Source organism: Burkholderia sp. SIMBA_062, assembly GCF_046534765.1.
Lineage (GTDB): Bacteria > Pseudomonadota > Gammaproteobacteria > Burkholderiales > Burkholderiaceae > Burkholderia > Burkholderia ambifaria.
Window position 1 is genome coordinate 85,452 of record NZ_JAWRYD010000017.1, and the last position, 12,771, is coordinate 98,222.

At 69.8% G+C, this 12,771-nt stretch carries 11 protein-coding genes; 6 read left to right on the forward strand and 5 right to left on the reverse strand.

Annotated features, from left to right (window positions below):
* Window positions 1–31: 31 nt before the first annotated feature.
* The 5 genes from SB786_RS19970 to SB786_RS19990 form a co-directional block, all read right to left on the reverse strand.
* Entirely contained in the window at window positions 32–739 is a 708-nt protein-coding gene (locus SB786_RS19970) for an MgtC/SapB family protein (protein WP_410728957.1), read from the reverse strand.
* A 345-nt stretch (window positions 740–1,084) separates the two neighbouring features.
* Window positions 1,085–2,632: a TolC family protein gene (locus tag SB786_RS19975; RefSeq protein ID WP_410728958.1), complete on the reverse strand. Its 1,548-nt coding sequence runs from the start codon at window positions 2,630–2,632 to the stop codon at window positions 1,085–1,087.
* Window positions 2,619–4,697 carry an FUSC family protein gene (locus SB786_RS19980; RefSeq protein WP_410728959.1) on the reverse strand — a complete coding sequence of 693 codons (2,079 nt, stop codon included), beginning with the start codon at window positions 4,695–4,697 and terminating at the stop codon, window positions 2,619–2,621. The genes SB786_RS19975 and SB786_RS19980 overlap by 14 nt, the downstream gene beginning before the upstream one ends.
* Window positions 4,678–5,727, reverse strand: a complete 1,050-nt coding sequence (gene mdtN, locus SB786_RS19985; protein WP_410728960.1) for a multidrug transporter subunit MdtN — start codon at window positions 5,725–5,727, stop codon at window positions 4,678–4,680. Before mdtN ends, SB786_RS19980 begins: the two co-directional genes overlap by 20 nt.
* A complete protein-coding gene (locus tag SB786_RS19990; RefSeq protein ID WP_334042098.1) occupies window positions 5,724–6,017 on the reverse strand; it encodes a hypothetical protein in 294 nt (97 codons plus the stop codon). Before SB786_RS19990 ends, mdtN begins: the two co-directional genes overlap by 4 nt.
* A 475-nt stretch (window positions 6,018–6,492) precedes the next feature.
* On the opposite strand from SB786_RS19990, the gene SB786_RS19995 reads away from it, so the two are divergent.
* The 6 genes from SB786_RS19995 to SB786_RS20020 all read left to right on the forward strand — a co-directional run bounded on the left by SB786_RS19995 (window position 6,493) and on the right by SB786_RS20020 (window position 12,732).
* Window positions 6,493–7,644, forward strand: coding sequence for a metallophosphoesterase (locus SB786_RS19995; protein WP_410728961.1), 1,152 nt, complete (start codon window positions 6,493–6,495; stop codon window positions 7,642–7,644).
* A 197-nt stretch (window positions 7,645–7,841) separates the two neighbouring features.
* The gene (locus SB786_RS20000; RefSeq protein WP_410728962.1) at window positions 7,842–8,447 is read left to right on the forward strand and encodes an alpha-ketoglutarate-dependent dioxygenase AlkB family protein; all 606 of its coding nucleotides are present in this window, start codon (window positions 7,842–7,844) and stop codon (window positions 8,445–8,447) included.
* A 324-nt stretch (window positions 8,448–8,771) separates the two neighbouring features.
* Complete coding sequence (locus SB786_RS20005; protein ID WP_410728963.1) at window positions 8,772–8,978, forward strand: hypothetical protein; 207 nt, start codon at window positions 8,772–8,774, stop codon at window positions 8,976–8,978.
* A gap of 298 nt (window positions 8,979–9,276) precedes the next feature.
* Entirely contained in the window at window positions 9,277–9,687 is a 411-nt protein-coding gene (gene gspI / locus SB786_RS20010; protein ID WP_284891382.1) for a type II secretion system minor pseudopilin GspI, read from the forward strand.
* The gene (locus SB786_RS20015; protein WP_410728964.1) at window positions 9,671–10,333 is read left to right on the forward strand and encodes a type II secretion system protein J; all 663 of its coding nucleotides are present in this window, start codon (window positions 9,671–9,673) and stop codon (window positions 10,331–10,333) included. Before gspI ends, SB786_RS20015 begins: the two co-directional genes overlap by 17 nt.
* Before the next feature lie 167 nt (window positions 10,334–10,500).
* On the forward strand, window positions 10,501–12,732 hold the full coding sequence (locus SB786_RS20020) for a tetratricopeptide repeat protein (RefSeq protein ID WP_410729032.1): 2,232 nt from the start codon (window positions 10,501–10,503) through the stop codon (window positions 12,730–12,732).
* Window positions 12,733–12,771: the final 39 nt, after the last annotated feature.

Sequence of the window (12,771 nt, forward strand, 5' to 3'; positions counted from 1 at the left end):
GCTGCACGAACGCACGAGCGGCCGCTGCCGCTCACTCCATCAGCGGCTCCGCTTCCTTCGCGGTCCAGCTCACGCTGGAAATGCTCTTTTCCATGCTCATCCGGCTCGCGATCTGCTCGAGCTTCTGCTGATCCTTCGGATGCAGCTTCAGCGTCGCGGTCACCTTCAGCCGGTCCGGCTGCTCGGGCACGTCCTCGCTGGTCAGGCTCTGGAACGACAGCGGTTTCGCATACATCGAATTCGACAGCAGCGTGCGGATGTGCACTTCGTCCGCGGTGAGGCAGATCACGGTGATCTGGTATTCGCGCACGAGATCGGCATTCGACACGGGAGTCGCGTTGATCGCCTGGCTGACGCCGCGCAGTACCGTGTTGGTGAGCAGCACGACGCCCGTGCCGGCCAGCGCCGGCACGAAGTGGCCAGAGCCGGCCAGCACGCCGACGGCGGCCGAGCACCACAGCGTCGCGGCCGTGTTGATGCCCTGGATCGAACCCTTGTCGCGCATGATCACGCCGCCGCCGAGAAAGCCGACGCCCGACACGACGTAGGCGGCGATCTGCGTGACGCCGGCCACGCCGTTGCCGGTCAGCACGCCGAGTGTGACGAACAGGCATGCGCCGCTCGCGACGAGCGTGATGGTGCGCAGGCCCGCCGTGCGTTGCCGCATCTGGCGTTCGAGGCCGATCGCGACGCCGCAGGCGAACGCGGTGAAAAGACGGAGTGCGAAATCGAGAGTCATGAGTGTCCTGCCGTGCAATGAGCGCATGCCGGCCCGCGTCGCGTCGACGAGATGCCGAACGCGGCACGATGGCCGTCATCGCGCGGCACTGTACCGCGCGAATACGTCATTCAGTGTGAAACGGGAGGCGTGCGGGCTCGCGGAACGCGAGCCGCGGCAGGAGAACTGCGTCGGACAGGCGTTCAGGCGGCAAGCGGCGCACGCAACGGAGTGCTGCAACTGTCCACGATGGTTCCTGAAGGAAGAATGGGCGGCATTCTAGTCGGCCGCCCGCGCACCCGTCAACCGGTTGGGCGGCCGGCCGGCGCCGCACTGCGACGGTTACTGCGACGGTTACTGCGACGGTTACTGCGACGACCCGATCGTCCCCGTCGCGAGCGCCAGCGCGGCGGCGGCCGACAGCGCGCCGGCGTAGCTGTCGACCTCCGCGTTGCGGGCCGCGAGCAACTGGCTTTGCGCGATCGTCGCATCGGTGACCGAGCCCACGCCGTTCCGGTACGCGGCCAGCGCCGCGTCGTAGCTCGTCTGCGCGGCGTCGACGAGCGCCTTTGCCGCATCGTGCGACGCAAGGCTCGTCTGCACCGCATTCTGCGCGGCGACGACCTGGCGGACGGCTTCCTCCTTGGTCCGCGTGAGTCGCGCGGACGCGCTCTGCGCATCGTTGCGTGCCTGCATCAGCACCGCCGAGCGCAGGCCGCCATCGTATAGCGGGATCGTTACGCCGAGGAACACGCCGCCGCCGTAGCGGCTGCCGTTCAGGTTGACGGTCGGCGCCTGGTCGCCGATCGCGGGCAGCGCGGTGATCGCCGTGCCGCCGCTGGCATAGGACGTCGACGCGGACAGGAAGACCTTCGGCATGAACGCGGCTTCCGCGGCCTTGATCTTCGCCCGGTTGGCCTGCTCGAGCGCATACGCGCCCTGCAGGTCGGGACGGCGCGCGATCGCATCCGACACGATCGCATCGACCGACGAAGCGAGCGCGGGCGGCAGCGGCCGCTTCGGCAGCGCGGCGATCGACGGCTTCGACAGCGGCGAGATGCCGAGCGCGGAGACCAGCGCGAGGTAGCTGTCGCTTTGCGCGCCGTTCGCCTGCACCAGCGCGAGATTCGCCTGCGCCCGGTTCTGCGTCGACTGTGCGAGTTCGACGACGGTGCCGACGCCTTGCTTCAGCCGTGCGCGGGACGCCGCGAGGATCGCGTCGGCATTCGTCAGGCCCTGCTGCGCGCTGGCCGCGCGCGAGCGTGCGGCTTCGTAGCGGTAGTACGCGACCGTCACGTCGTGGATCACTTGCTGATGCACGGCCGTGAACGCGACGTTCGACGCGACCGACGCCTGCTCGGCCGCCTCGACGCGCGCCGCGCGGCCGCCGAAATCGAACAGCAGCCATTGCAGCGACAGCGCTGAAATCGTGCCGTGCGCGGTCGTGTTGCTCGACGCGTCGCCGAGGATCGTGGATGTCGAGCCGTGGCTCGTCTGGTACGCGCCCATTGCGGTCGCGGACAGGTTCGGCAGGTACGCGGCCTTCGCGATGCCGACCGCGAGCGCTGCGTTGCGCGCGTCGTTCCACGCGATGCGGGTCAGCGGGTTCGTCGATTCGGCGAGATCGATCAGCTCGGGCAGCGTGTACGGATGCGCGGCATCGAGCGCGGCGGGCGGCGACACCGATGCGAGCGCGGGCGAGGGCGGCAGCGTGTAGTCGTGCGGTGCGCGTTGCGCGGACGCGAGCGGCGGGGCCGGCACGATGTCGCCCGCGGCCGACGTTTGCGGCTGCCACGGGCGATCGGGTGCGTCCGGCGCCAGATCGATCGACGACGTTGCGCAACCGGCCAGCGCGACGGCAGTCGCGAGCGCGGCGGCGGCGATCGACGCGGCCGGCGGTTCAGGGACGCGCATGAGGGGCAGGCTCCTTCGGGGTGGCTTGACGCGCGGCCTCGGCGATATGCGCGAGCCGCGTGTCGATCAGGTTCAGCAGCGCGTCGCGTGCAGGGTCGGCGGGCGCGGCGGCCGGCATGGTCGCCGCGCTTGTTCTCGAATACGCCGTCGGCGAAGCGGTGTCGGCAGCCGGGTCGCCGTCACGCAGCGCGACCACGCGCGCGAGCCGCGCGCCGATCGCCGCGTCGCCCGGCGCACGCTCGGCGAGCAGGAACAGCGGGCCTTCGAGCGCGCCGAGTTCCGCGAGTGCGCGTCGCCGGGTGGCGAGCCACGTGGCGGCGGGGCGTACCCACGACGGTTCGTAGTGGACGAGGCCGAGCTCCTGCGCGATCGCGCCGTGGCGCGCGAAGGCTTCGGCGGCGAGCGTGCGACGTTCGGCCGGCTGCGCGATCTGAACGACGCGGCGCCACTGCTCGAGCAGCGCGGCGAGCGCGACGTCGATCTGCTTGCCGATGCTGACGGGCCAGATGCGCGTGAATACGAGATACACGACGACGTTGCCGAGCAGGATGCCGATCGTGCGATCGCGCGCGATCGTCAGGTCGAAGCCGGGGCCGGCACCCTGGATCACGCACAGGAAAAACGCGAACGCGATCTGGAAGCCCGCGTACCCGATGCGCGGCGAGCCGAACGCGACCCACGCGGACAGCCACGCGCCCGCGAACACCAGCGCCATCAGCTGACCGATCGACGAGAGCGCCGGAACGACGAACACGAGCGCCGCGGTGCCGAGCAGCGCACCGACGATGCAGCCGACGATCCGCAGCGTGAGCTTCTCGACCGTCTCGGCGGTCGAGCCGAGCGACACGATGTAGCAGGTGACGACGCACGTATGGATGCCCGACCAGTCGAGCTGCGAATACAGCAGATAGCAGAAGATGGCCGCGGCGGTCGTCTTCAGCGCATAGCGGATGTGATCGGGATTGCTGCGCGCATCCGCCAGGAAGAAGCCGCCGCGCGGCGCCGGTGCGGGCGATGCGACGGGCTCGGGGCGGGCAGCGGCGGACGCGCCGACGGGCGCGGCCGGCGCGGGTGCAGTCGTATCGGCCGCCGCGCCCGGTTCCGCGAAGCGCGTGATCGCCGCATGGAGATCGGTCGCGGCGACGCGCGCGAGCGGCGGCAGTGCATCGACCGGCGGCAGCGCGAGCGTCACGTCGACCGGATAGCCGCCGCGCTCGAGAATGGCCGCCATCTCGTCGAGCGTGGCGGCGATCGATGCGGCGAACGCGGCGGGCAGCCGCGCGTCGGGTTCGCGATCGGCCAGCGCGACGCCGACCATCAGCGCCGTGCTCGACGCAATCGCCTGGCGCAGTGCCGCAACGTCGGCGGCGCTCGACGAGCCTTCGAGTTTCGAGAGCTTGAGCCACGTCAGCAGCTGCTTGTCGCCTTCGCGCAGGCTGGCGTCGAACGCCGCGCACGCGTCGTCGTCGCCGCGCAGCCGACGCGCGGCGAGCCGCAGCCGCTTCGCGATCTGCGCGAGCGCGAGCCGGCGCGGCGACGGCGCGATCAGCAGGTTCACGACGATCGCAACGCCGACGGGAATCGCGATCGTCAGCCAGATATACAGCAGCGCGCGGGTCGCGGCTTCGCCGAACGGTGCGAGGCCGAGCTGGTCGAGCCCGAAGCCGACGATCATCGCGAGGATCGCGCCCACGGGGCGCAGCTTGCTGGCCGACGTCAGGTACAGCAGCCCGACCGACAGCACGGCCATGCACGCAACCCGCAGGATCGAATAGTCGATGCTGAAGATCGCGATGCCGAGCACGAGCCCGATCACGATCGTGACGATCAGCAGGAGCGCCGCCGCGAGCACGATGCTCGTCACGCGGTCGGCGCGGATCATGAAGAACACGACGTAGGCGGACAGCGCGGCTTCGGGCGTGCCGTACGCGCTCGTCACGAGCACGGTCAGCGCGCAGATCAGTGCGACCCGCACGGCGATCGACGTGCGCCCCGGAAACGGCGCGAGCAGTCGCAGAACTTCGCGCGGGCCCGGCGCGCGGACGTCAGCGGCAGGCTGAGCCATGCCGGACCTCGACGATCGCGCTCGCGCCGACACGCACGAGCTTGCCGTCGGGTTCGTCGAGCTTCACGCGCACGGGGAAGCGCTGCGCGACATGCACCCAGTTCACCGAACGCTGCACGATCGGCAGCGCGCGCGGCAGGTTGATGCGATCGCTGTCCGCGATGCCCGCGCCGATGCCGACCACCTTGCCCGTCAGCGGACGGCTGCGGTCGATCATCGAATAGACGGTCGCGCAATCGCCGACCGCGATGCGATTCAGCGACGTTTCGCGGAAATTGCCGACCGCGAACCATTCGCTTGCGTCGATCAGCGTGAAGATCGACTGGTTCGGCGCGAGGGTTTCGCCGGCGAGCACGGTCAGGCCCGTCACGAGCCCGTCGTGCGGCGCGCGCACGACCGTGTCGTCGAGCGCGTGCTGCGCGCGGGCGAGCGCCGCTTCGCGCGCATGGAGCGTCGCGATCGCGTCGGCATCGTCGCCGATCGTCTGCGCGGACGATCGCTGCTGTTCCTTTGCCTGCGCGAGCGACACGGCCGCATCGCGCTGCCGGACCTTCGCCTGGTCGAACTGCTGCGCGCTGACGTAGCCCTGCGCGGCGAGCGGCGCGAGCCGGTTCACGTCGCGCGTCGCGAGGTCGTAATTCTGCGTCGCGCGCTTGACCTGCTCGGCGGCGACCGCCGCGTTCGAACGCTCGCCGATCAGCGAGCGGCGGCGCGTGTCGAGCGATGCGCGCGCGAGCTCGAGATCAGCCTGCGCCTGCGCGACCGTCAGCCGGTACGGCACCGGATCGATTTCATACAGCAGGTCGCCTTTCGCGACGCGCTGGTTCTCGTGCACGGCGAGCCGCACGATGCGGCCGCCGACGGGCGACGCGACGTGGACGACGTCCGCGTCGATCGACGCGTCGTCGGTGGACGGGTAGGCCGATGTGCGGTGGTACGCGAACGCGAGCGCGGCGATGCCGAGCGCGACGATCGCCAGCGCGATCACGCGGCCTTTCGTGGAGGGGCGGGCGATTCCGGCGGCCTTCATGCAAACGGACCCGTGCCGGTGAGCCATACGATCACGGCGACCACGAGCCCGATCGCGGTGCAGACGGCGAGCTGGTAGGGCACCGTGGCGGCCCAGCCGGTCGCGACGAACACGCGGTGCGCGACGATCGCGCCGACGATGCCGACGATCGCGCTGACGAGCCAGAGCGGGAAATACGCGCCGAACAGGACATACGACGGTGCGCCGTGCGACGTGCAGCCCGCCAGCGGCAGGGCTGGCACCAGGACGGCGGCGGCGCGCAGGGGCACGCGCGGCGTTGTTTTTCTCATGGTGTGACGAGCTCGACGTTGGGGGTGGATGCCGGGCGCGGCGCAATGCGGTTCGTTGCCGCGACGACGATTCCGCGATACGGAGCCGATCATAAATCAGCGCGATGCGGACCGCCAGCGATGCGGCGCGGGCCCGTAGCACGCGCCGAGGCGCCCGCCGGGCGTTCGGGTACGGCGCGTGGCGCGGTCCGCGATTCTGCCAGCGGATGCTGTCGCAGGGTGGCTGACGGACCGTAAAGGATCGTCAGACGGAACCGCGCCGGCGACGTTCGTTCGCCGATGGGCGGGAATCGAGGCGGCGCAAGCCGGATTGCTGCGCGGGCGGTTGCGAATCCGCGACCGGTCGAGCCGGCCGGTATCTGTGTACCATCGTGCGAAGGACGCGGCGCGTGGCGCGGGGCATGACGAGACTTGACGTCACGATCCCGGCCGACGCGCCGCGCGACGGTGGTAGCGCAACGAGGATGAGTGTTCCATGCGAAGTTTCTTTGTCCGGTTCATCGCAATCGGCGTGCTGTTCCATGTGTATGTCGGGATGCGGATCATTCCCGGCGCATTCGCGTCGCCGCTCGCGCGCACGCTCGCGGCGCTGGTACTGGCGAGCTTCGTCGTGCTGATTCCGGTCGGCATGTTCTCGCGCCGCTTCGACGAAGGCTGGGCCGCGACGCTCGTCGGCTGGGCCGGCTCGCTCGCGATGGGCTTCTTCTCGTCGCTGCTGGTGCTGACGTTCCTGCGCGAGCTGGTGCTGCTCGGCGTCGTCGCGTGGCGGCATCTCGGGCATGACGGCGCCTGGAGCGACGCGAGCCCCGACACGGCGCTCGGCGTGCTGGTGGCGGCGGTGCTGGTCACCGCGATCGGCTTCGTCGGCGCGCGCCGCACGGCGGCGGTCAAGCGCGTGTCGATTCCGGTCGACGGGCTGCCGGCCGCGCTCGACGGGCTGACGATCGTGCAACTGTCGGACATTCATGTCGGGCCGACGATCAAGCGGCCTTATATCGAGCGGATCGTGCGGGCAGTCAATGCGCTCGATGCGGATCTCGTCGTCGTCACGGGCGACGTGGTCGACGGCTCGGTCAAGCGGCTGCGCGAGCACACGGCGCCGCTCGGCCGCATGCAGTCGCGGCACGGCAGCTTCCTCGTGACGGGCAACCACGAGTACTACGCCGGCGCGCACGCGTGGATCGACGAATTCCGGCGAATCGGATTGACGGTGCTGCTCAACGAGCACGTGCTGATCGAGCATGACGGTGCGCGCGCCGTGCTCGCGGGCGTCACCGATTTCACGGCGGGCGGGTTCGATCCCGCGCATCGCAGCGACCCCGAGCAGGCGCTGGCGGGCGCGCCGCGCGACGTCGCGACGAAGATCCTGCTCGCGCACCAGCCGCGCAGCGCGGAAGCGGCGAGCCGCGCCGGCTTCACCGTGCAGCTGTCCGGCCATACGCATGGCGGCCAGTTCCTGCCGTGGCCGCCGTTCGTGCGGCTGCAGCAGCCGGTGATCGGCGGGCTGAACCGGTTCGGCGCGATGTGGCTTTATACGAGCCGCGGCACCGGCTACTGGGGGCCGCCGAACCGCTTCGGCGTGCCGTCCGAAATCACGCTGATCCGGTTGACGCGCGCGAAAGGTTGACGGGCGCGATAGCGTCGAAATCGACGCGCGCCGCGATGATCGCGTGACACGCCGCAAATGCATCGGCTTCGCGGTTCACGGTTCGCACGGGCGGCCGCGCCACGCGCCGGAATGACGGCGCATGGCGGCGCGTGTCGCCGTTGTCTACCATGCAGACATGGTTCGTCTGTACCGTTCATTTTCTGCCTGATCCCGACATGTCGACGCCCGATCTTTTCGCCGATGCGCCCGCGCCCGACGTGGACTGGTACCCGGACTGGCTCGCACCGTCCGACGCCGATCGCGTGCTGGCCGCGCTGATCGATGAAGTCGCATGGCGACAGGACACGATTCGCACGCCGCGCGGCCGCATTCCGCTGCCGCGGCTCACCGCGTGGCAGGGCGAGCCGGACGCCGTCTACGTGTATTCGGGGATCCGCAACGTGCCCGCGCCGTGGACGGCGGCCGTGCTCGACCTGAAGCGTGCAGTCGAGGCCACGTGCGGCGCGCATTTCAACAGCGTGCTGCTCAATCGTTACCGCAACGGACAGGACAGCCTCGGCTGGCATGCGGACAACGAGCCGGAGCTCGGCGACGCACCGGTGATCGCGTCGGTGAGCCTCGGCGCGATGCGCGTGTTCGACCTGCGTCACCGTGCGACCGGCGTCGTGCATGCGTACCGGCTGACGCACGGCAGCCTGCTCGTGATGCGCGGCCGCACGCAGGCCGAATGGCAGCACCGCGTGCCGAAGGCGCCGGCCGTGCAGGGCGAGCGCATCAATCTGACGTTCCGGCGGGTGGTGTCGGCGGCGGTGGGGCGTTAGTCGCTGGCCATGCCGCCCGGGCGGCTCGGTGGCGTTCGATCGCGACCCGTTTTCCGACCGATACGATCCATGGGTAGTCGATGCGGCACGTTGTCGCACGAGTGTGTATCGGCGGCGGAAACGTGCCCGGGAGGCCCGTGCCGCAAGGGTTTCAGGCAGGTTCGATCGACCACCGGGTTCCGATAGGCGAGTGTAAGCCCTGATGGTGCGTCGCAACATTCCTTGACTAGACTGTCGAATAGCTGAAACGCGCCGCGAACCGGCGCATTTTTTCGACATGCCTGAGGTGCCGCCAATGGGACGCGTAGGGCAGGAGCACAACCCGTGACCGTACTGGACTCATCCCTCGAATCCTCGCTGCACGTCTTCGAACAAGACGGCGGTTGGCAATGGGCGCTGACGGTAAAGCGGGCGTCCGGCGTCGGTGTGAAAGTCGTCGCATTCAGCACGGACGCCTTTCGCGGCGAAGCCGACGCCTATGCCGCCGGCCAGCGCGCACGCGCCGAGTATGACGACACCGTGACGGCCTGACGCCGTCGCGCCGATCCCAATCCCGATCCTGGATCGGCGCGGTCGTTCATTGCCCTCGTTTTTCCTCTTCGTTCCCCTTTTCCCTCGTTTCGCTGTCGCTCGTCACGCATCGCGTGACACACCGGCGTGCCCGCGCGCGCCGCATCGACCGCGCCAAATGGTCCGTACCTTTCGACACGCACCTGCCATACGCGCGACTTAACGTGCATGCGCGGCGTCTGCCGTGCCGGCGATGCGTGATGCGTCGCGCGCTCGGCGCGGGATGCCCGGCGACGACTCATCGACAAGAACGCAGGTCATGTGCGACGACAGAACCAACACCTACCGCGCCGCACGGGCGCGGCTACGGGGCTTCACGCTGATCGAGGTGCTGATCGCGCTGGCGATCGTCGCGGTGGCGCTCGGCGCCGTGATGCGCGCGATCGGCGCGCTCGCGTCGGACACCGACACGGCGCGCATGCGACTGCTCGCGCTGTGGAGCGCCGACAACGCGCTCGGCGAGATCCGCATCGCGTCGACCTGGCCACCGGTCGGCACGCAGACGTTCGCTTGCCCGCAGGGCCGTTACCGGTTCGTGTGCCGGCAGTCCGTGGCCGCGTTGCCGAGCCCGCTCGTGCGGCGCGTGACGGTCAGCGTATTTTCGTCGGCGTCGAGCCGCAACGTGCTCGCCGAAGTCGTGACGGTCGTCCAGGATGAAGCGCGCCACTGAACCGCGCGCGGCGGCGCGCGCGCGGGGCTTCACGCTGATCGAGATGCTGGTCGCGATCGCGCTGCTGGCCGTGATCGCGCTGCTGTCGTGGCGCGGCCTCGACGCGACGATCCGAGGCCGCGACGATATCGCGTCGAATCTGGCGCAAACGCGTCTGCTCGGCCGCTATTTTTCCCAGTTGCAGTTCGACCTGATGAACCTCGTGACGGCCGACGAGGTGTTCGGGCCGCCGTTGCGGATCCGGCCGAACGACCTTGTGATGGTGCGTCACCTCGGTGTCGGCGGCGGGCCGGCGCACGTTCAGGTCGTGCGCTACCGGTTGAACGGGCGCGAGCTCGTGCGCAGCGCGTCGCAGCCGATTGCGTCGCTGGCCGAGGTCGAGACGGCGCTCCAGCACATGGACGATTTCACGCGCGTGGTCGTCAGCAGCGATGCGCGGTCGATGCAACTGGCGGTATGGATTCCGCCCGGCGGCTGGACGACAAGCCAGGCCGCGATCGAGCAGACCTACGCGCAGTTTCTCGCGCAGCACGGCGTCAGCAGCGTCACGTCGCTCGGGATGCCGTTGCCGCGCGGCGTGCGCTTCTCGGTCACGATCGGGGCGCCCGCGGTCGAATACGTGCGCACGATTCCGATCGGCCAATAGGCGTGGTGCCGCCCCCGCGCCGGCGATCCGTCCCCCGACAAAAAGGTCCGTAACTTTCGTCATACGTCTGTTATTGGGTGTCCGTTAGTCTCGTCCCGAGCATGACCCCGCGACCGGCCGCCTCGGCCCGTTCAGCGGCGGCATCGGCAAACTGGAAGGGGGCGAACGTGACGGTCGAGCACCGGCATGATGCACACGCGGGCGCGTCGGGGAACGACGCATCCGGACAACGGCAATCCGCGGCGCTCCTGAGCCGCGCACAGAACTGGCACAGCGCCGGGCGGTTCGACGACGCGGCGCGCGAATATCTCGCCGTGCTCGCGAAGGAGCCGGACAATCCGCAGGCGCTGCACCTGTACGGCGTGCTGCAGTTCCAGCGCGGCGCGGCCGACGACGCCGAAGCGCTGCTGCGCCAGTCGATCGCGATCGCGCCCGGCACGCGCGCGCTGTCGGATCTCGGCGCGATCTCCGGCGAGCGTGGCCGCATCGACGAGGCGCTCGAGCATTTCGCGGCCGCACTGCGCACGGCGCCCGACGACGTGCAGACGCTCGTGCGTCGCGGCAATACGCTGATCGGGCTGCGCCGCTACGACGACGCGCTGGCGTCGTTCGACCGTGCGCTCGCCGTGTCGCCGCTCGTGCTCGACGCGCTCTGCAATCGCGGCAGCGCGCTGCGTGCGCTCGGCCGTTTCGACGAAGCGCTCGATACCTACGACCGCGCGCTGATGGTCGACTCGCGCTCGTTCGAATCCTGGTTCAACCGCGGTCTCGTGCTGCGCGAACTGCAGCGGCCGGCCGATGCGCTGCAGTGCCTCGACCGCGCGAGCGCGATCCGGCCCGGCGTGGCCGCGATCATGGCCGAGCGCGGCCGCACGCTGATCGACCTCGACCGGCCGAGCGAGGCGCTGGCCGCCTTCAACGAAGCGATCGCGGCCGATCCCGCGCGGCTCGACGCGCTGTACAACAGCGCGGTGGCGCTCGAACGGCTCGGCCGCGCGGACGAGGCGCTCGCCCGTTGCGAACGCGTGCTGGCATTCGACCCAGGTCATGTGCGTGCGCATGCGAGCCGCGGCAACGCGTTGCTGCAGCTCAAGCGCTACGACGACGCGCTCGCCGGCTATGCGCGCGCGCTCGCGATCGATCCGCATTCGGCGGAAACGCTGTGCAATCGCGGCACCGCGCTGCGTTACCTGAAGCGTTACGACGAAGCGCTGGCGAGCTACGACGCCGCGCTGGCGCGCGACGCGCGGTTCGCCGAAGCGTGGACCAACCGCGGCAACGTGTTGCAGGATCTGCACCGCTACGACGAAGCGATGGCGTCGCTCGACCGCGCAGTCGCGCTGCGTCCGGAACACGCGACGAACTGGCTCAACCGCGGCAACCTGCATTTCGAAACGGCTCGCACGGACGATGCGCTCGCCGCGTACGACCGCGCGATCGCGCTGCAGCCCGATTACGCCGAAGCGCATTTCGCGCGCGCGTCGTTGTATCTGATCGAAGGCGACTTCGCGCGCGGGTGGCCGGAATACGAATGGCGGCTGCGCGACGCACAACTCGCGCGGCACTACCGGCCGTTCACGCAACCTGCGTGGCGCGGCGACACGCCGCTCGACGGCCGGACGGTGCTGATCCATGCGGAGCAGGGCTTCGGCGACACGCTGCAATTCTGCCGCTACGTGCCGCTCATGGCCGATCGTGGTGCGCGCGTAGTGTTCGAGGTGCAGCCGCCGCTGCGTGCGCTGATGGCGTCGCTGCACGGTGCGGCCGACGTGATCGCGCGCGGCCAGCCGCTGCCGGCGTTCGACTGCCACGCGCCGCTGCTGAGCCTGCCTCACGCGTTCCGCACCGACGAGGCCACCATTCCGCGCGCCGGCGCCTATCTCCATGCGGACCCGCAGCGCACACGGCAGTGGGATGCGCTGCTCGGCGAGCGGCGCCGGCCGCGCATCGGCCTCGCGTGGGCCGGCAATCCGGAACACCGCAACGATCACAACCGCTCGATCGATTTCGCCCGGTTCGCGCCGCTGTTCGATCTCGACGTCGACTGGATCAGCCTGCAGAAGCCCATGCGCGAATCGGACCATACGTTGCTCGCCAATGCGCCGGTGCGCCGTGTCGACGAAGAACTCGGCGATTTCGCCGATACGGCCGCGCTGATCGGCGCGCTCGATCTCGTGATCGCGGTCGATTCCGCGGTCGCGCATCTCGCTGGTGCGCTCGGCGCGCCGGTCTGGGTGCTGCTGCCCGATCCGGCGGAATGGCGCTGGATGCGCGCACGCGGCGACAGCCCGTGGTATCCGTCCGCGCGGTTGTTCCGCCAGCCGGCGCCGGGCAACTGGGCCGACGTGATCGACGCGGTGCGTGTCGCGATCGGCGGCATCGATGCAAGCGTGCGATAGCGACACCGAACCAGAACAGAACGACCAGCCAGGGGCCAC

Coding starts and splice junctions, on each gene's coding strand:
- SB786_RS19990 (WP_334042098.1), bottom strand. CDS start 6,017: ATGAGAAAAACAACGCCGCGCGTGCCCCTGCGCGCCGCCGCCGTCCTG.
- SB786_RS19970 (WP_410728957.1), bottom strand. CDS start 739: ATGACTCTCGATTTCGCACTCCGTCTTTTCACCGCGTTCGCCTGCGGC.
- SB786_RS19975 (WP_410728958.1), bottom strand. CDS start 2,632: ATGCGCGTCCCTGAACCGCCGGCCGCGTCGATCGCCGCCGCCGCGCTC.
- gspI (WP_284891382.1), top strand. CDS start 9,277: ATGTGCGACGACAGAACCAACACCTACCGCGCCGCACGGGCGCGGCTA.
- SB786_RS19995 (WP_410728961.1), top strand. CDS start 6,493: ATGCGAAGTTTCTTTGTCCGGTTCATCGCAATCGGCGTGCTGTTCCAT.
- SB786_RS19980 (WP_410728959.1), bottom strand. CDS start 4,697: ATGGCTCAGCCTGCCGCTGACGTCCGCGCGCCGGGCCCGCGCGAAGTT.
- SB786_RS20015 (WP_410728964.1), top strand. CDS start 9,671: ATGAAGCGCGCCACTGAACCGCGCGCGGCGGCGCGCGCGCGGGGCTTC.
- mdtN (WP_410728960.1), bottom strand. CDS start 5,727: ATGAAGGCCGCCGGAATCGCCCGCCCCTCCACGAAAGGCCGCGTGATC.
- SB786_RS20000 (WP_410728962.1), top strand. CDS start 7,842: ATGTCGACGCCCGATCTTTTCGCCGATGCGCCCGCGCCCGACGTGGAC.